This window comes from Maritimibacter sp. 55A14 (assembly GCF_003122205.1).
Lineage (GTDB): Bacteria > Pseudomonadota > Alphaproteobacteria > Rhodobacterales > Rhodobacteraceae > QEYE01.
In genome coordinates, this window is record NZ_QEYE01000011.1 from 124,704 (window position 1) to 146,408 (window position 21,705).

24 protein-coding genes are annotated in these 21,705 nt (G+C 67.4%); 9 read left to right on the plus strand and 15 right to left on the minus strand.

Annotated features, from left to right (window positions below; genetic code table 11):
- Positions 1–15 precede the first annotated feature (15 nt).
- Both DDZ14_RS11365 and DDZ14_RS11370 read left to right on the plus strand, forming a co-directional pair.
- Positions 16–873, plus strand: coding sequence for a branched-chain amino acid aminotransferase (locus tag DDZ14_RS11365; protein WP_109425092.1), 858 nt, complete (start codon positions 16–18; stop codon positions 871–873).
- A gap of 10 nt (positions 874–883) precedes the next feature.
- Complete coding sequence (locus DDZ14_RS11370; protein ID WP_109425093.1) at positions 884–1,798, plus strand: NAD(P)H-quinone oxidoreductase; 915 nt, start codon at positions 884–886, stop codon at positions 1,796–1,798.
- A gap of 20 nt (positions 1,799–1,818) precedes the next feature.
- On the opposite strand, the gene DDZ14_RS11375 is transcribed toward DDZ14_RS11370, so the two are convergent.
- Entirely contained in the window at positions 1,819–2,448 is a 630-nt protein-coding gene (locus DDZ14_RS11375) for a ribonuclease T2 (protein ID WP_109425094.1), read from the minus strand.
- Between the two features lie 132 nt (positions 2,449–2,580).
- Here DDZ14_RS11375 and DDZ14_RS11380 point away from each other — a divergent pair, with 132 nt between their 5' ends.
- Positions 2,581–3,351, plus strand: coding sequence for a DUF1013 domain-containing protein (locus DDZ14_RS11380; protein WP_109425135.1), 771 nt, complete (start codon positions 2,581–2,583; stop codon positions 3,349–3,351).
- 9 nt (positions 3,352–3,360) lie between these two features.
- Here the strand turns inward: DDZ14_RS11380 and DDZ14_RS11385 are convergent, their stop codons facing one another.
- The gene (locus DDZ14_RS11385) at positions 3,361–4,374 is read right to left on the minus strand and encodes a hypothetical protein (RefSeq protein ID WP_109425095.1); all 1,014 of its coding nucleotides are present in this window, start codon (positions 4,372–4,374) and stop codon (positions 3,361–3,363) included.
- Positions 4,375–4,469: 95 nt separating this feature from the next.
- Entirely contained in the window at positions 4,470–6,098 is a 1,629-nt protein-coding gene (locus tag DDZ14_RS11390; protein ID WP_109425096.1) for an AMP-binding protein, read from the minus strand.
- A gap of 99 nt (positions 6,099–6,197) precedes the next feature.
- Between DDZ14_RS11390 and DDZ14_RS11395 the strand changes: the two genes are divergently transcribed.
- Positions 6,198–7,130, plus strand: a complete 933-nt coding sequence (locus tag DDZ14_RS11395; RefSeq protein WP_109425097.1) for a DMT family transporter — start codon at positions 6,198–6,200, stop codon at positions 7,128–7,130.
- Positions 7,127–7,780 (plus strand): sulfotransferase family 2 domain-containing protein, encoded by a 654-nt coding sequence (locus DDZ14_RS11400; RefSeq protein ID WP_109425098.1) that lies wholly within the window; start codon positions 7,127–7,129, stop codon positions 7,778–7,780. Before DDZ14_RS11395 ends, DDZ14_RS11400 begins: the two co-directional genes overlap by 4 nt.
- A gap of 75 nt (positions 7,781–7,855) precedes the next feature.
- Here the strand turns inward: DDZ14_RS11400 and DDZ14_RS11405 are convergent, their stop codons facing one another.
- From DDZ14_RS11405 to DDZ14_RS11440, 8 genes are all read right to left on the minus strand, one after another.
- Complete coding sequence (locus DDZ14_RS11405) at positions 7,856–10,051, minus strand: 3-hydroxyacyl-CoA dehydrogenase NAD-binding domain-containing protein (RefSeq protein WP_109425099.1); 2,196 nt, start codon at positions 10,049–10,051, stop codon at positions 7,856–7,858.
- A gap of 15 nt (positions 10,052–10,066) precedes the next feature.
- Complete coding sequence (locus tag DDZ14_RS11410; RefSeq protein ID WP_109425100.1) at positions 10,067–11,278, minus strand: acetyl-CoA C-acetyltransferase; 1,212 nt, start codon at positions 11,276–11,278, stop codon at positions 10,067–10,069.
- 33 nt (positions 11,279–11,311) lie between these two features.
- The gene (locus DDZ14_RS11415) at positions 11,312–11,947 is read right to left on the minus strand and encodes a glutathione S-transferase family protein (protein ID WP_109425101.1); all 636 of its coding nucleotides are present in this window, start codon (positions 11,945–11,947) and stop codon (positions 11,312–11,314) included.
- 1 nt (position 11,948) lies between these two features.
- Positions 11,949–12,161 carry a hypothetical protein gene (locus tag DDZ14_RS11420; protein ID WP_109425102.1) on the minus strand — a complete coding sequence of 71 codons (213 nt, stop codon included), beginning with the start codon at positions 12,159–12,161 and terminating at the stop codon, positions 11,949–11,951.
- Between the two features lie 73 nt (positions 12,162–12,234).
- The gene (locus DDZ14_RS11425) at positions 12,235–14,013 is read right to left on the minus strand and encodes an acyl-CoA dehydrogenase C-terminal domain-containing protein (protein WP_109425103.1); all 1,779 of its coding nucleotides are present in this window, start codon (positions 14,011–14,013) and stop codon (positions 12,235–12,237) included.
- Positions 14,014–14,038: 25 nt separating this feature from the next.
- Positions 14,039–14,437: a MerR family DNA-binding transcriptional regulator gene (locus DDZ14_RS11430; RefSeq protein ID WP_109425104.1), complete on the minus strand. Its 399-nt coding sequence runs from the start codon at positions 14,435–14,437 to the stop codon at positions 14,039–14,041.
- Between the two features lie 149 nt (positions 14,438–14,586).
- Entirely contained in the window at positions 14,587–14,967 is a 381-nt protein-coding gene (locus DDZ14_RS11435; protein WP_109425105.1) for a MerR family DNA-binding transcriptional regulator, read from the minus strand.
- A gap of 76 nt (positions 14,968–15,043) precedes the next feature.
- Positions 15,044–16,207 (minus strand): putative manganese transporter, encoded by a 1,164-nt coding sequence (locus DDZ14_RS11440; RefSeq protein WP_109425106.1) that lies wholly within the window; start codon positions 16,205–16,207, stop codon positions 15,044–15,046.
- Between the two features lie 115 nt (positions 16,208–16,322).
- On the opposite strand from DDZ14_RS11440, the gene DDZ14_RS11445 reads away from it, so the two are divergent.
- From DDZ14_RS11445 to DDZ14_RS11455, 3 genes are read left to right on the plus strand one after another with little or no spacing between them, the layout of a single operon-like run.
- Positions 16,323–16,778 carry a PaaI family thioesterase gene (locus DDZ14_RS11445; protein ID WP_109425107.1) on the plus strand — a complete coding sequence of 152 codons (456 nt, stop codon included), beginning with the start codon at positions 16,323–16,325 and terminating at the stop codon, positions 16,776–16,778.
- A complete protein-coding gene (locus tag DDZ14_RS11450; protein WP_109425108.1) occupies positions 16,775–17,284 on the plus strand; it encodes a PaaI family thioesterase in 510 nt (169 codons plus the stop codon). The genes DDZ14_RS11445 and DDZ14_RS11450 overlap by 4 nt, the downstream gene beginning before the upstream one ends.
- Positions 17,277–18,623: an MATE family efflux transporter gene (locus tag DDZ14_RS11455; protein WP_109425109.1), complete on the plus strand. Its 1,347-nt coding sequence runs from the start codon at positions 17,277–17,279 to the stop codon at positions 18,621–18,623. The genes DDZ14_RS11450 and DDZ14_RS11455 overlap by 8 nt, the downstream gene beginning before the upstream one ends.
- A gap of 11 nt (positions 18,624–18,634) precedes the next feature.
- Here the strand turns inward: DDZ14_RS11455 and arsC are convergent, their stop codons facing one another.
- Genes arsC through DDZ14_RS11475 form a run of 4 tightly spaced genes read right to left on the minus strand, consistent with a single transcriptional unit; the run spans position 18,635 to position 20,829 of the window.
- Positions 18,635–18,988 (minus strand): arsenate reductase (glutaredoxin), encoded by a 354-nt coding sequence (gene arsC / locus DDZ14_RS11460; RefSeq protein WP_199221334.1) that lies wholly within the window; start codon positions 18,986–18,988, stop codon positions 18,635–18,637.
- Positions 18,979–20,037, minus strand: a complete 1,059-nt coding sequence (locus tag DDZ14_RS11465) for a quinone-dependent dihydroorotate dehydrogenase (protein WP_109425110.1) — start codon at positions 20,035–20,037, stop codon at positions 18,979–18,981. The genes arsC and DDZ14_RS11465 overlap by 10 nt, the downstream gene beginning before the upstream one ends.
- Entirely contained in the window at positions 20,034–20,372 is a 339-nt protein-coding gene (locus tag DDZ14_RS11470) for a DUF952 domain-containing protein (RefSeq protein ID WP_109425111.1), read from the minus strand. Before DDZ14_RS11470 ends, DDZ14_RS11465 begins: the two co-directional genes overlap by 4 nt.
- 31 nt (positions 20,373–20,403) lie before the next feature.
- Positions 20,404–20,829, minus strand: a complete 426-nt coding sequence (locus tag DDZ14_RS11475) for a hypothetical protein (RefSeq protein ID WP_109425112.1) — start codon at positions 20,827–20,829, stop codon at positions 20,404–20,406.
- Positions 20,830–20,932: 103 nt separating this feature from the next.
- Between DDZ14_RS11475 and DDZ14_RS11480 the strand changes: the two genes are divergently transcribed.
- Positions 20,933–21,703: a helix-turn-helix domain-containing protein gene (locus tag DDZ14_RS11480; RefSeq protein ID WP_109425113.1), complete on the plus strand. Its 771-nt coding sequence runs from the start codon at positions 20,933–20,935 to the stop codon at positions 21,701–21,703.
- Positions 21,704–21,705: the final 2 nt, after the last annotated feature.

Here is a 21,705-nt window from a genome sequence, read left to right on the forward strand (position 1 = left end):
CGGGAGGGCGAAGAGATGGCGGTCGGCAAGGAAATCCGGACCTGGTACGAGGGCAAGTGGCACGAAGGCAACGCGCCGATCATCGGGGCGGCGGACCATGTGGCCTGGCTGGGCAGCCAGGTCTTCGACGGCGCCCGGCAGTTCGAGCGGGTGCGTCCCGATCTGGAATTGCACAGCGCCCGGATCATCAATTCCGCCCGCGCCATGGGGATGGTGCCGCCGGTCGATGCCGATACGGTGCACGGGCTGATGGAGGAAGGCTGCAAGCATTTCGATCCGGACGCCGAACTCTACCTGCGGCCGATGATGTGGTCGCGCGAGGGCACGCCGGGGATCATCGACATAGACCCCGACAGCACCGGTTTCGCGGTTTGCATCGAAACACTGCCGATGCCGCAGCCGGGCGACTATTCGCTGACAGTCTCACCCTTCTGCCGGCCGCGGCCCGACATGGCGATGACCGAGGCCAAGGCCGGGTCGCTCTATGCCAATAACGGGCGCATCATGGCCGAGGCGCGGGCACGCGGCTTCCACAACGCGCTGTCGCTGGATATCGAGGGCCATGTCGCCGAGACCGCCTCCACCAATATCTTCATGGTGCGCGACGGTGAGGTGCTGACCCCGGTGCCCAACGGCATGTTCCTCAACGGGCTGACGCGCCAGCGGGTCATCAAACTGCTGCGCGCGGAGGGCTACACGGTGACTGAAGCCAGCCTGACGGTGGAGGATTTCCGCGCCGCCGCCGAAATTTTCGCGACCGGCAACATCGCCAAGGTCATGCCCGTCGCGCGGCTCGACGACCGGGTTCTGGAACCCGGCCCGGTCGCCGCACGGGCCCGCGCGCTTTACTGGGATTACGCCCATAGCGCCTGAGGAACCCGCCATGACCCTGCCCGAGACGATGCGCGCCGTGGAGATCCGCAAGCCGGGCGGGCCCGAGGCGCTGCGGCCCACCGAGCGGCCCGTGCCGCGGCCCGGTCCGGGGCAGGTCCTGATCCGGGTCGCCTATGCCGGCGTCAACCGGCCCGACGCGTTGCAGCGCGCGGGCGCCTACGATCCGCCGCCGGGGGCCTCGGACCTGCCAGGGCTTGAGGCCGCGGGCGAGGTCGCCGCCGTGGGGCCGGGCGTCACCCGCTGGGCGGAGGGCGACGCGGTCACTGCGCTGCTGCCGGGCGGCGGATATGCCGAATACGCGCTGACCCACCAGGACCATGCGCTGCGCCTGCCCGAGGCCATGACGCCGGACCGCGCGGCGGCGCTGCCCGAGACCTTTTTCACGGTCTGGAGCAACGTCTTCATGCGCGGCCGTTTGCGCGCGGGAGAGACATTCCTGCTGCATGGCGGCACGTCGGGGATCGGCACCACGGCGATCCAGCTTGCCCATGCCTTTGGTGTTCGGGTCTTCGCCACTGCCGGGACGGCCGAGAAATGCGCGGCCTGTACCGGGCTCGGCGCGGCGCGCGCGATCAATTACCGCGACGAGGATTTCGTGGCGGCGCTGGCGGATGACGGGCGTCTGGTCCAGATCGCCTTCCTTTCGGGTCCCGAGGCCAGCCTGAACTTCGCCCAGATCATGGTGCGGCGGCTGACGGTCACGGGCTCCACCCTGCGGCCGCAGAGCGATCTGGCCAAGGCGCGGATCACGGCGGAGCTTGAGCGCGCGGTCTGGCCGCTGCTCGACGCGGGGCGGGTGGCGCCGGTGATGGACAGCGAGTACGCGCTGGAGGACGCGGCCCAGGCCCATGCGCGGATGGAAAGCTCCGCGCATATCGGCAAGATCGTGCTGAAGGTGGGGTGAGCCGGGGGCGCGCGGCGCGGCTACCGCACCACCTCCATCATCACGTCGCCCTGCCGGCAGTCGCGTCGCGCGGCGCGGCCGCAGGGTCGCGGCTCCAGATCGCGCGTCAGGCAGATCCGCACCTCGGCGATGCGGCCCGATCTGCAGGTCACTGTGACCATGTCGGGCGCGAGGCCGGGATTGGCTTCCAGGAACGCCTCCTCCACCACATGGGCGGGCAGGCGGATGGGGCGCTCCAGCCGGCGGAAGATGTCGGGCCGGGCGATTCGCCCATAGGCGCGGCGCGAGAGGTCGAAATACGCCTCTGCCGTCAACCCGGTGCAGCGGCCGTGCTTTTTCCACTGGTGCCAGGCCAGCCCGCCGGAACCCATGATGTCGGCCATCGCGGCGGTCTGCTCGTGCGAGGGGCTTCGCGCGGTGCCGCGGCAGAAGCTGGGCCAGCCGGTCTCGAATTGCGGCCAGAGCCCGTGCAGGGTGAAGCCGTGATCGTGGCGTGCGTCGCACTGGTCGGCGCCACGCGCATCGCCCTCGGTGGCGCACCAGGCAGGCGTCCAGCTCAGCGCCATGACGTAATAGTCGAAGATGCCGGGCCTTTCGCCCTCGGCGCGGGCCGGTGCGGCCAGCAACAGAAACAGCATCAAGGCGCGCATGATTCCCCCTTTGCATCCGCGTGGAAGCGAGACTATATACATGCCAATTCCCCGCAATCGAGGAAACGCACCCCAGGGTGCAGCCGATTTCCCGGCGCGGACGCGATGTATCTTCAGAAAGGGGTCCCGCATATGGCCTATCCGATCATGGCAAAAGCCACAGCCGTCTGGCTGGTCGACAACACCACGCTGAGCTTCAAGCAGATCGCCGATTTCTGCGGTCTGCACGAGCTCGAGGTCCAGGGCATCGCCGATGGTGAGGTGGCGGCCGGGATCAAGGGTTTCGATCCCATCGCCAACAGCCAGCTCGACCAGGAGGAGATCGACCGGGGCGAGAAGGACGTGGCCTACAAGCTCAAGCTCAAGCACAACCCCGCCGCCGCGGGCGAAGAGAAGCGGCGCGGGCCGCGCTATACGCCGCTCTCCAAGCGGCAGGACCGTCCGGCAGCGATCCTTTGGCTGGTGAAATTCCATCCCGAACTGACCGACGCGCAGATCTCCAAGCTGGTGGGCACCACCAAGCCGACGATCCAGACGATCCGCGAGCGCACGCATTGGAACATCAACAACATCCAGCCGATCGACCCGGTGGCGCTGGGCCTGTGCAAGCAGGTGGAACTGGACGAGGCGGTGCGTAAGGCCGCTGCGAAGAAGTCCAAGGAAGGCGCGCTGATGTCCGACGAGGAGCGCCGGCGCCTGGTGTCCACCGAGCAGTCGCTGGGTATGGAGTCGGAGCCGAAAATCCCCTCCAGCATCTCGGGGCTGGAGACATTCACGCTCGGCGGCTCCGATGACGACGAGGAGGAAAAGAAGCCCCGGCATGTGGATGCCGACACCCTCTTCAACCTGCCCGAGAGCAGCGACGACGACGAGGATGACGACGAGGACGAAAACGGGCGCTGAGGCGCGCGCTCACGGCTCGCAGATGCCCTGAAGGCCGATCCAGTCATTGTCCGACAGCAGCCGCGGCGGGGTCTTGCCGCGGAAGGGATCGGCCTCGATCATCTCCAGCGTCGTCTCGCCTGTAGCGTCCAGTGCATAGGCAAAGGGCGTCGAGGGCACACCGGCGGCGGCCAGCCGGTCCAGAAAAGCGGTTGTGCCTATGGCCTTTGCAGGTGCGGTCAGCACCCGGCCGGCATGGGCCGCCAGTGCCTCGCGCGGCAGATTGCCGGTGGTCAGGAGTTTCAGCGTCGCAAGCGCGCCGGCCTCGTGCAGGAGCCGCGCAAGCGGGTCGCCCGCGCCGTAGCGCATGGCCTCCTGAACCGCATGGGCCGCAGCAACTTCCGGCCCCTCGTGATCTTCCACCAGCGCGGCGTCGAGCAGGATCACCCCACCGGGCAGATGCGCGCTCCCCGGCACGCCTTCGCGCAGCACCACGAGCCGCGCGCCCCCCAGACCGAGGCGTGTCTCGAGGCGCTTGAGGGCGGCCAGACCCAGCCGCGTGCGGCAGGGCTTGCCGGTCAGCGCCGTCACCTCGTCCAGCACTTGCCGCCCGATCTGCGCGCGCGTCGCCGGCGGCACCACGCCGGCAGTGTGCCGCACCAGCGCATCGGGCAGCCAGAAGACCGCCAGCGCCGCGATCGCCGCCGCGAAAAGGCCCAGCACGGTGAGCCGCAGCCGCCCCGGCCGCGGCCGGCGGCGGGCGATGGCGCCGCGCACCCGCTCGATGGCCTGGATCATGGCGGTGTCTTCCAATTCCAGCGTCTCGTCGTCCTCAGGACCGGGGGCGTAGAGCGCCGGACGTGTGCCGGGATTGAGCCGGCTAACGGCGGGCAGGGACCAATGCGTCAGCGCGACGGCGTTCTGGTCGCAGATCACCAGCGACGCGTCGCCAAAGGCGACGATCACCTCGCGCCGCTGTGCGCCGCCGGCCGCACGCCAGAGCCCCTGGCATTCCAGCCGGTCATATTCGCTGAGCGCCGTCATCTGCCCGTTCGCGCCCGTTCCTGCCAGATGTTGTTATCTGGCAGGGATCATAGCGCAGCACTTGCGCCCGCTCAACGGCGTACGGGCAGGCCGCGCTACATATCCCTAGCGATGCTGCGCAACTCGAATTTCTGGATCTTGCCGGTAGAGGTCTTGGGCAATTCGCGGAACACGATCTTCTTGGGCGTCTTGAACCCGGCGAGCCGTTCGCGGCAGAAGGCGATCAGTTCGGCCTCATCCGCAGTCTTGCCGGTCTTCAGTTCCACGAAGGCGCAGGGGACCTCGCCCCACTTCTCGTCGGGCTTCGCGACCACGGCGCAGATCGACACCGCCGGGTGGTGCATCAGCGCGCCCTCCACCTCGACGGAGGAGATGTTCTCGCCGCCCGAGATGATGATGTCCTTGGCGCGGTCGGCGATCTTGATATAGCCGTCCTCGTGCCGGTAGGCGATGTCGCCGGAGTTGAAATAGCCGCCCCGGAACGCCTCTGCCGTGGCTTCGGGGTTGCGGTAATAGCCTTTCATCACGCAATTGCCGCGCATCGCAACCTCGCCCAGCGTCTCGCCATCGCGGGGCACGGGGTTGAGGTCGGCATCGCGTACGGTGACGTCCTCCATCATGGGCATCGACACGCCGGTGCGCGCCTTGATGGCATAGCGTTCCTCGTCAGGCAGCCCGTCCCAATGCTCGCGCCGCCACAGGCATTCGGTGACATGGCCGTAGGTTTCGGTCAGCCCGTAGACCTGCGTGACGGAGAAGCCCAGCGGTTCGATCGCGCGCAGCGTTGCCGCCGGGGGCGGCGCGCCGGCGGTGAAGACCTCGACGACATGGCCGAAGTCGCGGCGGTCCTCGTCGGCGGCATTGACAACGGCGTTGAGCACGATGGGCGCGCCGCCGAAATGCGTCACGCCCTCGTCCGCGATGGCGTCGTAGATGTTTTTGGCAGTGACGTCGCGGCAGCAGACGACCGTGCCGCCCACCAGCGGCATCATCCAGGTGTGGCACCAGCCGTTGCAATGGAAGAGCGGCACGATGGTCAGGAAGACCGGGTGGATCACCATGCGCCAGGAGACCACCGTGCCCATCGTCATCAGATAGGCGCCGCGGTGACAGTAGACGACACCCTTGGGCCGCCCGGTGGTGCCTGAGGTGTAGTTGAGCGCCAGGCTCTCCCATTCGTCTTCCGGCATGACCCAGGCGAAGTCCGGGTCGCCGCCTGCCAGCAGGTCTTCGTACTCGGTGTGGCGTCCGCCGGGCGCAAAGCCCGCCTCGCGGTCGGCCACCTCGACGATCTGCGGGCCGGGGCCGTCCATCAGCGCGACCGCGGCCTCGGCCATATCCAGCAGGCTGCTGTCCACCAGTGCCACGGAGGCGCCGCCATGCCCGAAGATATAGGCCACTGTGTCGGGCTCCAGCCGCGTGTTGATCGTGTTCAGGATCGCCCCCGTTGCGGGCACGGCGAAGGTCGCCTCCGCCTGGGCGGGGATGTTTGGCAGCAGCGTCGCGACCACATCGCCGGGCTTCACGCCCATGCCCGTAAGCGCTGAGGCCAGCCGCGAGACCCGCGCGTGGTACTCCGCATAGCTGCTGCGGCGGCTGCCATAGACCAGCGCCGGCCTGTCGGGGAACACGTCGGCCGCCCGGGCGAGATGCGACAGCGGCGTGAGCGGCACGAAATTCGCCGCCGTCTTGTCCAGCCCGCCTTCATCCGGCAACCATCCCATCGGCTTCTCCCCCCTTGGTTCAAGTTTGTCGCAAAGCGGAAAGAATATTGCGCGAGGCGCTGATGTTTGAAAAGAGCAAATAGGGAAGGGAGGTGGCCGATGAAGGCGCAGGACGGAACACGGCCGGTACTGGCGGCGGCTCATATCCTCGCCGCGGTCACGATTCTGGGGCTGATCGACAATTTCGTGCGCCTGATCGCGGCCGAAGCGGGGCTCTGGCAGTTCCACCTCACGCGCTCGATGATGGTGGCGGCGGTTCTGCTGGCGGGCGTCCGGCTGGCCGGCTGGCGGCTGCGGCCGAAATCCTGGGGGCCCGTCCTGCTGCGCTCGGCCTGCCTATCGGGGGCGATGGTGCTCTACTTCTCGGCGCTTGTGATGATGCCGATCGCCGAGGTCGCGGCCGGGCTTTTCACTTCGCCAATTTTCGTGCTGCTGATCTCGGTCCTTGTGCTGGGGCTGCGGGTCGGCATCTGGCGGGTGCTGGCGGTGGGGCTGGGCTTTGCCGGCGTGCTTCTGGTGCTCCGGCCCGAGGCCGGATCCTTCTCGGCGCTGACGCTGCTGCCGGTGGGCGCGGGGCTGCTCTATGCGATCTCGGTCGTGGTCACGCGGCGGGGCTGCGCGGACGAGACGGTGATGACGCTTCAGGCCGGGTTCTTCGGGGGGCTCGCGCTTTGGTCGGTGCTGGGCGCGGTGGTCGTGAACCTGATCCTCGCCCAGCCGGGCGAGGCGTTCTTCAGCCGCCCGCTGGTTTGGCCCAGTTCGGCCTTCCTCTTCTGGACCACGGTGCAGGCCGGGGGATCGCTGGTCGCTCTGGGGCTGCTCACCCGCGGCTACCAGATGGCCGAGCCGAGCTATCTGGCGGTCTTCGAGTACTGCTTCCTGATCTCCGCGGGCGGTTTCGCCTGGGCTTTGTGGGGCGAGACGCTGGCGCCCACGGCCTATGCGGGGATCGCGCTGATCGTGGTCTCCGGCGTTGTCATCGGCCTGCGCAGCAACGATGCCGGCGTCGGCCGGCAGGCGGTCGAGCCATGATCGTCTCACGCGGGCGGCGTTATATCTTCGTGCATGCGCCCAAGACCGGCGGCACCGCGCTGGCCTTCGCGCTGGAAGGGCGGGCCAAGGCCGACGACATCCTGATCGGAGACACGCCAAAGGCGGTGCGGCGACGCAAGCGCCTGAAATCCACGCAAGGCGCGGGGCATCTCCGGAAGCATTCGCGGCTGGCCGATATCGAGGGGCTGGTCAGCCCGGCCGAGATCGACACCTTCTTCGTGCTGATGCTGGTGCGCAATCCCTGGGACCGGATGGTGAGCTATTACCACTGGCTGCGGGCCCAGCGTTTCCAGCACGAGGCGGTGGCGCTGGCGCAGTCGCTGGAGTTCTCCGCCTTCCTGCGCCACCGGCATACCGCAGCCTCGATCCGCGCCGCGCCCTATGCGTCCTACGTCACCGGATCGGACGGGACGGAGCGCTGCGATCTTTTCTGCCGGATCGAGCATTTCGAGCGCGACATTGCGCCCTTCGAGGCGCATCTGGGCTTCGCGCTCACCCCGCTTGAGCGCATCAATGCCTCGGACCGGCGCGCCGATTGGCGCGGCTACTACAGCGACGCGGACGCGGCTTTCCTGGAAGACCTCTGCGCGCCGGATATCGCGCGCTTCGGATACCGTTTCGCGGGCTGAGGCCGGGCGCGGCGACGAAAAACGCCCGGGCGGCGGGGGCCGTCCGGGCGTTGAAGCATCTGGCCGGCGACCGGCTCAGGCGGCGGCCTTGCCTTCGCCGTAGCGACCGTAGAAGCTGTCGCCGCTCTTCGCCATCTCGCGCAGCAGGTCGGGGGTGGTGAAGCGCGCGCCGTGGGCCTTGGTCAATTCGGCGCAGATCGCCGCGGCCGTTTCGGCGCCCAGCATGTCGAGCCAGCTGAACGGCCCGCCAGACCAGGGCGCGAAGCCCCAGCCCAGGATGGCGCCGACATCGCCTTCGCGGATGTCTTCCAGAACGCCGTCCTCCAGCGCGCGGACGGCCTCCAGCACCTGCGCGAAGAGCAGGCGGTGCTGCACATCCTTGACATCGGGCTGCTGCGCGGTCGGCGGGAATTTCTCCGCCAGCCCGGTCCAGAGCCCCTGTCGCTTGCCTTTCTCGTCGTAGCTGTAGAAGCCCGCCTGCGCCTTGCGGCCCAGCCGCCCCTCGTCGGCCATCCAGAAAAGCACCTCGTCCACGGCTTCATCCGGATAGGCGTCGCCCATCGCGGCCCTGGTGGCCTTGGCGATCTTGACGCCCAGGTCGATGGATGTTTCGTCCACCAGTTGCAGCGGCCCCAGCGGCATGCCCACCCGCCGCGCGGCGTTCTCCACCAGCGCCGGTTCGACGCCCTCGGCCAACATGCGGATGCCCTCGTTGATATAGGGGATGATGCAGCGGTTGGCGTAGAAGAAGCGCGCGTCGTTGACGACGATCGGCGTCTTGCGGATCTGCCGGACGAAATCGAGCGCCTTGGCCACCGCCCGCGCGCCGGTTTCGCGGCCCTTGATGATCTCCACGAGCATCATCTTCTCCACCGGCGAGAAGAAATGGATGCCGATGAATTGCTGCGGCCGTTTGCTTGCCTTGGCCAGATCGGAAATCGGCAGGGTGGAGGTGTTGGTGGCGAAGGTGCAGTCCTCGCCCACGACCGCCTCGGCCAGCGCCGTCACCTCGGCCTTGACGCCCGGTTCCTCGAAGACCGCCTCCACGATCAGGTCGCAGCCCTTGAGCGCGGCATAATCGGTGGTCGCTGTGATGCGGGCCAGCAAGGCCTCCTTCTTCTCCGCCGTGGCCTTGCCGCGCTTGATGCCCTTGTCCATGTAGTCGGCGCTGTAGGACTTGCCGCGATCCGCGGCCTCCTGCCTGGCGTCGATCAGCACCACCTCGATACCGGCCTGCGCGGCGACCAGCGCGATGCCCGCGCCCATCATGCCCGCGCCCAGAACGCCCAGCTTGGCGACCTTCTCGTCCGCCACATCGGGCCGGTTCGCGCCTTTCTCCAGCGCCTCCTTGTTGATGAAGAGCGAGCGGATCATGGCGCTCGACGAAGGGTTCATCAGTACATTGGTGAACCAGCGCGCCTCGATCTTGAGGGCGGTGTCGAAGGGCACCAGCGCGCCTTCATAGACCGCGCTGAGCAGCGCCTTGGCCGCCGGATAGACGCCTTGCGTGCGGCCGTTCACCATCGCCGAGGCGCCCACGAAGGTCATGAAGCCTTGCGGATGGTAGGGCGCGCCGCCGGGCATCTTGTAGCCCTTCTCGTCCCAGGGTTTCACGATGTCGGCGTCCTTGGCGGACAGCACCCAGTCGCGCGCCGCGGCCATCGGGTCGTCCGAGACCTCGTCGATCAGCCCGGCGGATTTGGCCCTTTTCGGGTCGCTCAGCTTACCTTCCAGCAGGAAGGGCGAGGCCGCCATCGCGCCCATCTTTCGCACCAGCCGAGTGGTGCCGCCAGCGCCGGGGAAGATGCCGACCATGATCTCGGGAAGGCCGATCTTGGCCTTCGGGTTGTCGGCTGCGAAGATACGGTGGCAGGCGAGCGGGATCTCCAGCCCGATGCCCAACGCGGTGCCCGGCAACACGCAGGCGATGGGCTTGCCGCCCTTGTTCTTGTCGTCCATGCCGGCGCGCTCGATCTTGCGCAGCACGCCGTGCATCTTCATCACGCCCTCGAAGAGCCCGCGCGCCGGCTCGTCGCCTGCGTCGTCGCGCATCTTGGCGATGACGTTCAGGTCCATGCCGCCCGCGAAGCTGTCGGGCTTGCCGGAAGTGATGATCACGCCCTTTACCGCCTCATCGGCCAGTGCGGTGTCGATATGCGCCTCCAGATCCGAGAAACCCTGGAGCGACATGACGTTCATGGACTTGCCTTTGACGTCCCAGGTGATCGTGGCGATGCCGTCGGCGTCCTTTGCATACGTGAAATCGGTCATTGGTCCTGTCTCCCCTTACACGCGCTCGATGATCGTGGCCGCACCCATGCCGCTGGCGACGCAGAGCGTGGCGAGCGCGGTGCCCTTGCCGGTACGTTCCAGCTCATCGAGCGCGGTGCCGATGATCATCGCGCCGGTGGCGCCCAGCGGGTGGCCCATCGCGATGGCCCCGCCATTCACGTTGAGCTTGTCGTGATCCACGTCGAAAGCCTGCATGAAGCGCAGCACGACCGAGGAGAACGCCTCGTTTACCTCGAAGAGGTCGATGTCGCCGATCTTCATGCCGCTCTGGCGCAGGATCTTCTCGGTCACCGGGACCGGGCCGGTCAGCATGATCGTGGGATCGGTGCCGATCTTGGCGGTGGAGCGGATGCGGGCGCGCGGCTTGAGGCCGTATTTCTCGCCCAGAGCCTTGCTGCCGATCAGCAGCGCCGCGGCGCCGTCCACGATGCCCGAGGAGTTGCCGCCGTGATGCACGTGCTCGATCTTTTCCAGATGCGGGTATTTCATCAGCGCCAGCTTGTCGAACCCCGGCATCACCTCGCCCTGATCCTTGAAGGCCGGTTTCAGCGCGCCCAGCGCCTGCATGTCGGTGCCGGGGCGCATATGCTCGTCGCGGTCGAGGATCGGCAGGCCGTTCTGGTCACGCACGGTGATGACCGAGTTGCCGAACCGGCCATCTTCCCAGGCGGCAGCGGCGCGTTTCTGGCTTTCCACCGCAAAGGCGTCGCAATCGTCGCGCGAGAAGCCGAATTCGGTGGCGATGATGTCGGCGGAAATGCCCTGCGGCACGAAATAGGCTTTCATGGCCAGGCTCGGATCCACCGCGATCGCCGCCCCGTCCGAACCCATCGGAACGCGGCTCATCATCTCCACGCCGCCGGCGACATAGGCATCTCCCGCGCCGCCGCGGACCTGGTTGGCCGCCAGGTTCACCGCGTCGAGCCCGGAGGCGCAGAAGCGGTTGATCGACAGGCCCGGCACCGTCTCGTCGAAATCCGAGGCCAGCACGGCGGAGCGCGCCAGGCAGCCGCCCTGTTCCATGACCTGCGTGACATTGCCCCAGATCACGTCCTCGACCGCCTTGGTGTCGAGATTGTTGCGCGACTTGATGGCGTTCAGCACCTCCGCGGACAGCCGCAGGCTGGTCACTTCGTGCAGGGCACCGTCCTTGCGGCCCTTGCCGCGCGGGCTGCGAACTGCATCGTAGATATAGGCGTCGGTCATTTGGGTCTCCTCCGAGAGTGGTCGGTGTATCGGTCAGGCCCGGTCGCTGGGATGGCCGGGCATCAGTTCATAAGGGTGCTTCCAGCCGGGCAGCTCGGATATTCGCGTCAGCCAGGCGTCGATATGGGGCCAGTCGGCGCGCTCGAAGCCGAAGGGCTCGGGGTAGTAGAGGTAGCCGCAGCAGGCCAGGTCGGCGATGGTGGGGGCGTCGGTGGCCAGCCACTCGCGCTTGGCCAGCTCGCCCTCCAGTACCTTGAGCGCGGCCTGAACCCGGCCCGACAGGAAGGTGATTGCCTCGGCCGGGCGCTTCTCAGGCGGCAGGAAATTCATCAGGAAACGCAGCGGCCCGGCCTGGCCGCTCATTTTCGAGTTGTCCCAGAGCACCCAGCGGAGCACCTCGCGCCGCGCCTCGGCGCTCTTGCCGCCGAACTTGCCGGTCTTGGAGGTGATGTAATCCTGGATCATGCCCGACTGGCTGAGCACCAGGTCGCCATCGACCATCACCGGCACTTCGCCCATCGGGTTCAAGGCGCGAAACTCGGGGGTGCGCGTCTCGCCGTTGAAGAAATCGACGAAGACGGGCTCCCATTCCAGGTCCGCCAGCGTCAGCGTGATCGCGGCCTTGTAGGCGTTTCCGCTCTCGCCGAAGCAATGGAGCTTGATCGTCATCTCAGGTCTCCTCCTGCGCATGCTCGGCGGCAAAGAGGCGCAGCCGGTGGATGAAACGGTCGCGGTCGGTGATGTGGTCGAGTTCCTGCAGCAGGAAGGTGATCACCATGTCGTGGCTGAGACCGCTGTCGCGCGCCACGCGGCGCAGGACGCGATGGGCTTCCTCGGTCATGGCGGCCGGATAGCGGCGGGTCAGTCTCAGGCTCTTGGGCATGTCGCGCGGCTCCTTCGCTGTCGTGGCGCGCCGCCTCTGACCGGGCGGGGCGGTTTCTCCTGCAAGGCTGCGCTCAGAACGCTTCGGCGTCGAGGGCCATCACGGTTTCTTCACCGGATTGGATGCGCGCCAGGTGCATGCCCGTCGCGGGAAGCTGGCGCGCCATGTAGTAACGGCCGGTGGCGATCTTGGTTTCGTGGAAGGCGGTGTCGTCCGCGCGGGCCTCCAGCGCCTCCATCGACGCCTTGCCCATCCTCGCCCACATCAGCCCCAGGCAGACATGGCCGAAGAGATGCATGAAGTCGTAGGAGCCCGACAGCGCCGCGTTCGGGTTCTTCATGCCTTGCTGCATGAAGTACATGCCGGCGGCCTGCAGGTCCTTCGAGGCGGCCTTCAGCGGGTCGAGGAAGCCGTTCTTCAGCGCGGTGTTGCCCTCGTTGTCCTTGATGAAGCCCTTGACCATGTCGAAGAAGGCCATGACGTGCTTGCCGCCGTCCTGTGCGAGCTTGCGGCCCACCAGATCGAGCGCCTGCACGCCGTTGGCGCCCTCGTAGATCATGGCGATCCGGGCGTCGCGGGCGAACTGCGACATGCCGTGTTCCTCGATATAGCCGTGCCCGCCATAGACCTGCTGCGCGCCGATGGTGCATTCGAAGCCCTTGTCGGTCAGGAAGCCCTTGATCACCGGGGTCAGCAGGCTGATCAGCCCTTCGGCATCGTCGTCGCCCGCACGGTGCGACTGGTCGATCAGCATCGCGCCCCAGAGGATGAAGGCACGCGCGCCTTCGGTGAAGCTCTTCTGGTCCATCAGATTGCGGCGCACATCGGGATGCACGATGATCGGGTCGGCGGGACCGTCGGGGTTTTCATCGCCGGTCACGGCCCGGCCCTGCAGCCGGTCCCTGGCGTAGAGAACCGCGTTCTGATAGGCCGCTTCGGCCTGTGCGAGGCCCTGCATGCCGACACCGAGACGCGCCTCGTTCATCATGGTGAACATGGCCCGCATGCCCTTATGTTTCTCGCCGAGCAGCCAACCGGTCGCGCTATCGTAGTTCATCACGCAGGTGGAGTTGCCGTGGATGCCCATCTTCTCTTCGATGTTGCCGCAGCTCACGCCGTTGCGCTCGCCCGGGGTGCCGTCGTCCCTGACCAGGAATTTCGGCACGATGAAGAGGCTCACGCCCTTGATGCCGTCGGGGCCGCCGGGAATTTTCGCCAGCACAAGGTGGATGATGTTGTCGGCCAGGTCATGCTCGCCGGCCGAGATGAAGATCTTCTGTCCGGTGAGCCGGTAGCTGCCATCATCCTGCGGTTCCGCCTTGGTGCGCATCAGGCCCAGATCGGTGCCGCAATGCGGCTCGGTCAGGTTCATGGTTCCGGTCCATTCGCAGCTGACCATCTTCGGCAGATAGGTGGCCTTCTGCTGGTCGCTGCCGTGGACGAGGATCGCCGAGGCGGCGCCGTGGGTCAGGCCCTGATACATGGCGAAGGACTGGTTCGCGGCGGCGAACATCTCCAGCGTCGCGATGCCCATGACATAAGGCATGTTCTGGCCACCGAACTCCTCGGGCAGGTCAAGGCCGGTCCAGCCGCCCTCGCGCACCTGATCGAAGGCCGCCTTGAAGCCCTTGGGCGTGCGCACCACACCGTTCTCGAACACGCAGCCCTCGGTGTCGCCGACCACGTTCAGCGGTGCCAGCACTTCGGCATTGAGCTTGCCGCATTCCTCGAGCACGGCCGAGGTGAAATCGGCCTCCAGCTCCTCGTAGCCGGGAATGTCGACCTTGGACACGTTCAGAACGTCGTGCAGGACGAATTGGATGTCACAGGTCGGGGCGGTGTAGCTGGGCATCGGTATTTCTCCCTTGATGGCGGTCTTACTGGGCTGCGGCCGGCTGCTTGAGCGCGGCGATCATCTGCTCGCCCCATTTGAGCTGGTCCTTCAACTCGTCGATCGCCTCGTCCAGTTCGGCGCGCTGGCGTTCCATGTCGGCCAGCCGCTCGCAGGCGATGTCATAGGTGCGGGTCAGTTGCGTGATCTGCTGATCGTCCGTGTCGTAGAGGTTCAGCAACTGGCGGATTTCCTCCAGACTGAATCCGAAGCGCTTTCCACGCAGGATCAGTTTCAGCCGCGCGCGGTCGCTCTTGGTGAAGAGCCGCTTCTGGCCTTCGCGCAGCGGGAACAGCAATTCCTTGGATTCGTAGAATCGCAATGTGCGCGGGGTCACGCCAAAAGCATCGCACATTTCACGGATCGTCATATGCTCTTCTGTCATGTCTCTCACTCATCAGATGGCGGATATCGGCTTCGCGCCGTCTTCTGAGGGCGAATTTCGCTACTCGGACTACACCATGCAAGAGCAAGTTGACGTTTACGTAACTATAACGTTACGTCACTTTGGCCGGCGACCGCAGGGGCGGCCCGTCAGGGCTTCCGATCATGCGAGTCCGCAGTGTGATCCCGCAATTTCCGGAGGTCGTCGATCGCGTCCTGGATCTGCGCCTTGCGCGATTCGAGTTCCGCGAGCTGACGGTCGGCCAGTTCGATCCAGGCCTCCATCTGCACGCGGTTCTCCGGATCGGCGTCGTAGAGTTCCAGCCATTGGCGGATCTCCTCCAGACTGAAGCCGAAGTGGCGGCCGCGCAGGATCAGTGTCATGCGCGCGATCTCGCGGGGGCCGTAAATGCGCGAGCGGCCCCGGCGTTCGGGGAAAAGCAGTTCAATATATTCGTAGTGACGCAATGTGCGCGGGGTGACATCGAATTTCGCGCACATCTCCTTCAAGGTCAGGTGGGGGGCAGGCATGATTGTGAACCAGTACGTGAAAATTACGTAACGTCACGACTCAGCCTGCCCCATCCCGTGAGTGTTTTGAAGCCCCTTAGTTCATGAAGCCGGGGGCGAGCAGGTAGAAGCCATAGGCCACGATCAGCGCGGGCACGGCGGAATAGATTGTCGCGATGACAGCGGCCCTCGGGTTGAGCGCGATCGCAGGGAAGAGCGCGTCGCCATCGTTGGAGATCGCGTTGCCGATCAGCGCGGCAAAGGGGATCACCCCGTTGATGTAGAGCGTCGTGACAAGCACCTGCGGCCCGCATCCCGGAATGAAACCGATCAGGATCGCGATCAGAGGCAGCACGGGCGCCACGGACGAGAACAACGCCTCCAGATCCACGCCGGTGAAGGTCACCACATAGTCGTAGGCCAGGTAGGCGGCGATCACCCAGACCGATATGAAACTCGTCTCCTCGGCCATACGGGTTACGGGCGAATCTTTCTGGTTGGTCATCGCCTGAAGCGGCGAGGTTGCCCAGATGAAAAGCCCGAGGGCCGTGCCGGTCAGCCCGACCGCAAGCGCGATGGTATCGTAAGGGGCGGTCACCTCGATCATCAGGATTTGCGCGATGCCGAAGGCGAGGCCGGGCGCGGCGAATGCCAGATAGGCCAGATCCTTCGGTCGGGTGCGCCCGATGAGCGGCGCGAGTTCGCATGCGGAGCCGTTGGCACGCAGATCGACGGTAGAAATGCGGTCGACGATCCAGCCCGACAGGATGCCCACGGTAAAGGACAGCGGCAGCACCACCAGCGCCGCGTCGGGCCGGGTGGCGATCAGCAGGAAGGCCGCGTCGCCCATCGTGGCGGTCAGCGTGGCAACGACCGCGCCGAAGCCGACATGGCCGGAACTGTAGGCCGCGACCACGACCACGGCGCCGCCGCAGCCGGGTGTCGCGCCCATCAGCGCGGCGATCGGCACCTGCCAGCCGCGCGCCTGGCTGAGCACGGTGCCAATATCGAAACGGAAGAGCCGTTCGGTCCCGTAAAAGAGCAGCAGCGTCGCCGCGACGAAGGCGGAGACCTGCACATAGGCGTCCACCATCAGCCCGCGGGTCAGGCTGCCGAGTTCGCCCGGCCAGACGGCCAGCGTCAGCAACGTCATGGCGACGATGAGGCGGCGCAGCCGGAACGGCCCGAGCCGGTCGGTCGCGGTGAATTCCGTCGGGGTAACGACGGTGGAGACAGTGGAAACGTCGGCTGTACTGGTCATATCGTTCCGGATTTGCAATTGCGAACCATTCTCATTCGCAGAAGTTAGCACTTGCGGAGCGGAAATCAAGCCCCAATAACGTGGACCCTGCCGACACCACCCTTCAGAGGCGCGCATGGCCGAAATTGATCCGTCGAAGAACGCGAAACTGGCCCGCCAGTTCATTCAGGCGATCCCGCATTCCCGTGCGCTTGGCATGGAACTGGAAAAGCTCGGAAATGGCGAGGCGGTGATCTCGATGCGCTGGGACGAGCGGCTGGTCGGCGATCCCAAGACCGGCGTGATCCACGGCGGCGCGGTCTCGGCGCTGATGGACACCTGCGGCGGGGCGGCGGTGATGGCACATCCCGACGGCCCCGACGGCACGGCGACGCTCGATCTGCGCATCGACTACATGCGCGCCGCGACACCGGGGCAGCGCATCACGGCGCATGCCGTCTGCTACCATGTCACCCGCAGCGTGGCTTTCGTGCGCGCCACGGCGACCGACGAGGATAGTGCCAATCCCGTCGCCGCGGCCACCGGCGCCTTCACGCTCGAACGCCGTCAGCGCCGGGAGGGCGGGGCATGAGCCGCGCCCGCCCAGAGCCCGTGCAGGTCGTCAAGCAGCGCCGCGACGCCGCGCTGACCGCCCTGGTCGAGGGCGTGCCCTATGCCCGGTTCCTGGGCATCCGTTTCGACCGCCGCGGCGACGAACTGACGGCGATGCTGCCCTTCGACGAGGCGCTGATCGGCAACCCGATGCTGCCGGCACTGCATGGCGGGGTGACCGCGGCCTTCCTGGAGTTCACCGCGATCATAGAGCTGAGCTGGTCGCTGATCTGGGAGGACATGGAGGCCGGGCGGCTCGACCTGGACAATCTGGAGGCCGAACCGCTGCCGCGCCTGCCCAAGACCATCGACTTCACTGTGGACTACCTGCGCACCGGGCTGCCGCGCGACGCCTATGCGCGGGCGCGGGTGAACCGCTCCGGGCGGCGCTATGCCTCGGTCCATGTCGAGGGTTGGCAGGACAACCGCTCGCGGCTGTTCGCGCAGGCCACCGGCCATTTCCTGATGCCTGCCCGCGATGGCTGACAGCTCTGCCGAGGCGGAGGTGGAGGTCGCGCTCGGCCCGCTGACCCATCGCCGCGTGCTTCATATCGCGCTGCCCATCGTGCTCTCCAACGCCACGGTTCCGATCCTGGGCGCGGTCGATACCGGCGTCGTCGGGCAGTTGGGCGAGGCCGCGCCGATCGGCGCGGTGGGTATCGGCGCGATCGTCATCACGGCGCTATACTGGATATTCGGTTTCCTGCGCATGGGAACCTCCGGGCTTGCCGCGCAGGCGCGCGGGCGGCGCGACCGGGCGGAACTTTTGGCGTTGCTCACCCGCACGTTGCTGATCGGCGGTGCGGCGGGCTGCGCGCTGGTCGCCCTCCAGGGGCCGATCTTCTGGGGAGCCTTCCGCCTCTCGCCGGCCACGTCCGAGGTCGAGGCCCTGGCCCGCGACTACATGGGCATCCGCATTTTTTCGGCCCCCGCGGCAATCGCGCTATTCGGGGTCACGGGCTGGCTGATCGCGCTGGAACGCACCCGCGCCGTGCTGGCGCTGCAACTCTGGATGAACGGGGTCAACATCGGGCTCGATCTGGTCTTCGTGCTGGGGCTGGGCTGGGGGGTGAGCGGCGTCGCGCTGGCCACGCTCATCTCGGAATGGTCGGCGCTGGGCCTGGGGTTCTGGCTCTGCCGCGAGGCGCTGGGCGATCCGCGCTGGCGCGACTGGGCGCGGGTCTTCGACGCGCCGCGGTTGCGCCAGATGGTTTCGGTCAACACCGACATCCTGATCCGCACGCTGCTGCTGGAAGGCGCTTTCGTCTCGTTCCTCTTCTTCGGGGCGGATTTCGGCGACGTGACGCTGGCGGCCAACCAGATTCTGATCCAGTTTCTGCATGTCACGGCGCATGCGCTGGACGGCTTCGCCTTCGCGGCGGAGGCCCTGGTAGGCCATGCGCTGGGCGCCCGCGCCCGCGCCGCGCTGCGCCGGGCCGCGCTTCTCACCAGCTTCTGGGGGCTGGTGACGGTCACGCTGCTGGCCGCGGGCTTCGCGGCGCTGGGTCCCTGGATCATCGACGTGATGACCACCGCGCAGCCCGTCCGGCTGGAGGCGCGCGGCTATCTGGGATGGATGATCCTGGCGCCCTTCGTGGGCATAGCGGCCTGGATGTTCGACGGCATCTTCATCGGCGCGACGCGCACCCGCGACATGCGCAACATGATGCTGGTGTCCTTCGTCGCCTATGTCGTGGCGGTCGCGGCGCTGGTGCCGGTCTTCGGCAATCACGGGCTCTGGGCGAGTCTTCTGGTCATGTTCGCTGTGCGCGGGGTCACGCTGGGCCTGAAATACCCCGCGCTGGAAGCCGCCGCCGAGACCTGAGTCGGGGCGGATCAGAGAATTGGCAGCACGGCCTCGGGCGGGCGGCCCAGCGCCGCCTTGCCGTTGGCGAAGACGATGGGCCGCTCGATCAGGATCGGATGGGCGACCATGGCGGCGATCAGATCGTCCTCGTCGGCATCCTCGCTGAGCCCCAGATCGGTGAAGAGCTTGTCCTTGATCCGCATCATGCCCACCGCCGGCACGCCCAGCAGGGTCATCGCGGCGCGGATCTCCGCGGCGCTCGGTGGCTGCTTGAGATAGAGCCGCACGTCGATCGCCACCTCGCGCGTCTCCAGCAACTCCAGCGTCTGCCGGGATTTGGAGCATCGCGGGTTGTGCCAGATCGTCACTGGTGTCACAGCCATTCCTCCCTTCCCGTGCCCACGGCTTCGGACACATTGCAGTATCCCGCCTGCGCCAGCAAGCGGTCCAGCCCCCGCGCCACCTTCGCGGGGAGAGATATGCCGTCATAGACCATCGCGGTGTAGAACTGCACCGCCGATGCGCCGGCGCGGATCTTCGCGAAGGCGTCCTCGGCCGATCCGATGCCGCCTACGCCGATCAGCGGCATTGCGCCCTCGGTAAGCTGCGAGAGCCGCGCCAGCACGCGGGTAGAGCGCTCGAATAGCGGCCGGCCGGAGAGTCCGCCGGCCTGCGCCGCCTGCGGGTCGGTCAGCCCGTCGCGCGACAGGGTGGTGTTGGTGGCGATGATCGCGTCAATGCCCGCGCCTTGCGCCACTTCAGCGATCTCGGCCAGTTCGTCCCCCGACAGGTCGGGGGCGATCTTAAGGAAGACCGGTAGCGGGCGGGGCAGGTCGGCGCGGGCCTCCATGACGCCACGCAACAGCGCGGTCAGCGCCGCGCGGCCCTGAAGGTCGCGCAGCTTCTCGGTGTTGGGCGAGGAGACGTTGACGGTCGCGAAATCCACGTACGGGCCGGCGATGCGCAGAACACGGGCGAAATCGGCGGCCCGGTCGGCGCTGTCCTTGTTGGCGCCCAGATTGAGGCCGACCACGCCGTCCTTCGGTCGCCGCGCCAGCCGCGCGGCGATCGCCTCGGCGCCGTCATTGTTGAAGCCGAAACGGTTGATCGCGGCGCGGTCGGGCGTCAGCCGGAAAAGTCTCGGCCGCGGGTTGCCGGGCTGCGCGCGCGGCGTCGCAGCGCCGACCTCGATAAAGCCGAAGCCCGCGCGCAGAAGCGGTGCCACGGCTTCGGCGTTCTTGTCATAGCCCGCCGCGAGCCCCACCGGGTTGGGCAGCGGCAGCCCCGCCAGCGTCGTGGCCAGACGGGCCGAGGTGACGGGGCCGGGCAAGGGCAGAAGCCCGCTTCGCAACGCGCGGATCGAGAGCGCGTGCGCGCGTTCGGGGTCGAGCCGGTGCAGCGCGGCCAGCCCGAGGCGTTCCAGCAGGCTCACTGGATCTCCTCCGGCAAGACATGCCCTGCCGGGCCCAGCGGCAGCGGCTTCGACCACAGGACATCCGCGAGCCGCAGCTTGCGGTAGAGATGCGGAAAGTCCTCGCCGTCCCGCGACGGCTCCCATTTCAGCGCGCCGCCCAATGGGGCGCTCTCGACGGCGGCGAGGGTCAGGCCGTCCTCGCCCGCGAAATGTTTCGCGGCGGTCGCGGCCAGTTGCCCGGCGGTCGAGAAATGGACGTAGCCATCGGCCAGGTCGACCGGCGCGCCGGCGGTCTCGCCTTTGGATTGCAGCGCCGCCCATTCCGGGGCGCGGAGTATCTTGTAGATCAGCATGCGCCGGACATGGCCCGGCGCGCGCGGCGGGTCAAGCGCCCTTCGCACCGGGCCGGGCCGTCATCCGCCGCACGCCATGCACCTGCCCAAGTCCGAACGCGGCCACGCCTGCGGCGACGGTCAGGGTGACCCAGAACCCGGCCGCGGTGAACGCACCAGGGGCCGCAGCGATCAGGGCGAGACTGCCCAGAACCCAGAGCGCGTCCGCCGCCGAGATCGCCTGCACATGCGCCGCAGGTGGCACAGGACGCAAGCCGGTATGGGCGACGAGCCCGGCAAAGATCAACAGCCCCGCCCCCAGCATGCGCAGCGCGGGCGCGGTCCAGTCGGGCGGCGCGCTCAAGAGAAGCGCCGCCAGCGGTGCCGCGGCCAGAAGACAGGCCAGCCCGCAGGCGGCGGAGGAAGCGGCGTTCAGCTTGAGCCAGAAGCGGGCTGTGCGGGGGGAGGGATCGTGCATCTTTCTGCTCCGTGATGGTGACGGGGGCTTGATGCCAGTCCGCTCTGTATGAAATCAATTACCTTGCAGGTCATGCCCGACCTGTCCCGTTGCGGAGCCGCCGATGTCCGAGACCGCCTTTCCTGCGATGCTGCGCGACTGGCGCAGGCGCGCCCGGTTCAGCCAGCTCGATCTGGCCCTGGAGGCAGGTCTCTCGCAGCGCCATCTGAGCTTCCTGGAAACCGGGCGGGCGCGGCCCGGTGCCGAGTTGGTGCGACGGCTGGGCGCGGCGCTGGGCATGCCCGCGGCGGAGCTTGCCGCGCTCACCCGCGCGGCGGGCTACGCGCCCCCCGGCGGCGCGAATTGGGGGGCGGAGACGCGCGCCGCGCTCGATGCCGCGGTGGGGCATGTGCTGGACGGGCACGCGCCCTATCCGGCGGTGGCGATGGACTGGATGTGGACTGTCAGCCGCGCGAATGCCCCGGCGCTGGCCTTCTTTTCCCGGCTCGGGCTGGGGGCGGAGCGCAATCTGCTGCGTGCCGTCCTCGCGCCGGGGCCGCTGCGAGAGCGCATGGAGAACTGGGAGGAGACCGCCGCCGCGCTGCTGCGTCTTATCGCACTGGAGATCGCCCGCCGTCCGAACGACCCGGCGGGCCGCGCCTTGCTGGAGGAGTTGCGTTCCCTGGCCGGGAAGGCGGTGCTGGAGGGGACCGCCCAATCCGCACGTCCCGCGCCGGTGATGAGCCTGACGATCCGGCTGGGGGAGGCGCGGCTGTCGCTGCTGAGCATGATCGCCACCATCGGCATGAGCCACGACGCGATGATCGACGATCTGCGGATCGAGACGCTGTTGCCCGCGGACGCGCAAACCCGCGCCTGGTTCGAGGCGCTCTGACC

What these genes read in the sequence shown, in the direction of transcription:
- DDZ14_RS11445 (WP_109425107.1), top strand. Translation starts at nt 16,323, where the DNA reads ATGGCCGAAATTGATCCGTCGAAGAACGCGAAACTGGCCCGCCAGTTC.
- DDZ14_RS11370 (WP_109425093.1), top strand. Translation starts at nt 884, where the DNA reads ATGACCCTGCCCGAGACGATGCGCGCCGTGGAGATCCGCAAGCCGGGC.
- DDZ14_RS11470 (WP_109425111.1), bottom strand. Translation starts at nt 20,372, where the DNA reads ATGCTGATCTACAAGATACTCCGCGCCCCGGAATGGGCGGCGCTGCAA.
- DDZ14_RS11410 (WP_109425100.1), bottom strand. Translation starts at nt 11,278, where the DNA reads ATGACCGACGCCTATATCTACGATGCAGTTCGCAGCCCGCGCGGCAAG.
- DDZ14_RS11480 (WP_109425113.1), top strand. Translation starts at nt 20,933, where the DNA reads ATGTCCGAGACCGCCTTTCCTGCGATGCTGCGCGACTGGCGCAGGCGC.
- DDZ14_RS11365 (WP_109425092.1), top strand. Translation starts at nt 16, where the DNA reads ATGGCGGTCGGCAAGGAAATCCGGACCTGGTACGAGGGCAAGTGGCAC.
- DDZ14_RS11375 (WP_109425094.1), bottom strand. Translation starts at nt 2,448, where the DNA reads ATGCGCGCCTTGATGCTGTTTCTGTTGCTGGCCGCACCGGCCCGCGCC.
- DDZ14_RS11455 (WP_109425109.1), top strand. Translation starts at nt 17,277, where the DNA reads ATGGCTGACAGCTCTGCCGAGGCGGAGGTGGAGGTCGCGCTCGGCCCG.
- arsC (WP_199221334.1), bottom strand. Translation starts at nt 18,988, where the DNA reads ATGGCTGTGACACCAGTGACGATCTGGCACAACCCGCGATGCTCCAAA.
- DDZ14_RS11395 (WP_109425097.1), top strand. Translation starts at nt 6,198, where the DNA reads ATGAAGGCGCAGGACGGAACACGGCCGGTACTGGCGGCGGCTCATATC.
- DDZ14_RS11430 (WP_109425104.1), bottom strand. Translation starts at nt 14,437, where the DNA reads ATGACAGAAGAGCATATGACGATCCGTGAAATGTGCGATGCTTTTGGC.
- DDZ14_RS11390 (WP_109425096.1), bottom strand. Translation starts at nt 6,098, where the DNA reads ATGGGATGGTTGCCGGATGAAGGCGGGCTGGACAAGACGGCGGCGAAT.
- DDZ14_RS11475 (WP_109425112.1), bottom strand. Translation starts at nt 20,829, where the DNA reads ATGCACGATCCCTCCCCCCGCACAGCCCGCTTCTGGCTCAAGCTGAAC.
- DDZ14_RS11435 (WP_109425105.1), bottom strand. Translation starts at nt 14,967, where the DNA reads ATGCCTGCCCCCCACCTGACCTTGAAGGAGATGTGCGCGAAATTCGAT.
- DDZ14_RS11450 (WP_109425108.1), top strand. Translation starts at nt 16,775, where the DNA reads ATGAGCCGCGCCCGCCCAGAGCCCGTGCAGGTCGTCAAGCAGCGCCGC.
- DDZ14_RS11380 (WP_109425135.1), top strand. Translation starts at nt 2,581, where the DNA reads ATGGCCTATCCGATCATGGCAAAAGCCACAGCCGTCTGGCTGGTCGAC.
- DDZ14_RS11415 (WP_109425101.1), bottom strand. Translation starts at nt 11,947, where the DNA reads ATGACGATCAAGCTCCATTGCTTCGGCGAGAGCGGAAACGCCTACAAG.
- DDZ14_RS11385 (WP_109425095.1), bottom strand. Translation starts at nt 4,374, where the DNA reads ATGACGGCGCTCAGCGAATATGACCGGCTGGAATGCCAGGGGCTCTGG.
- DDZ14_RS11440 (WP_109425106.1), bottom strand. Translation starts at nt 16,207, where the DNA reads ATGACCAGTACAGCCGACGTTTCCACTGTCTCCACCGTCGTTACCCCG.
- DDZ14_RS11420 (WP_109425102.1), bottom strand. Translation starts at nt 12,161, where the DNA reads ATGCCCAAGAGCCTGAGACTGACCCGCCGCTATCCGGCCGCCATGACC.
- DDZ14_RS11400 (WP_109425098.1), top strand. Translation starts at nt 7,127, where the DNA reads ATGATCGTCTCACGCGGGCGGCGTTATATCTTCGTGCATGCGCCCAAG.
- DDZ14_RS11425 (WP_109425103.1), bottom strand. Translation starts at nt 14,013, where the DNA reads ATGCCCAGCTACACCGCCCCGACCTGTGACATCCAATTCGTCCTGCAC.
- DDZ14_RS11405 (WP_109425099.1), bottom strand. Translation starts at nt 10,051, where the DNA reads ATGACCGATTTCACGTATGCAAAGGACGCCGACGGCATCGCCACGATC.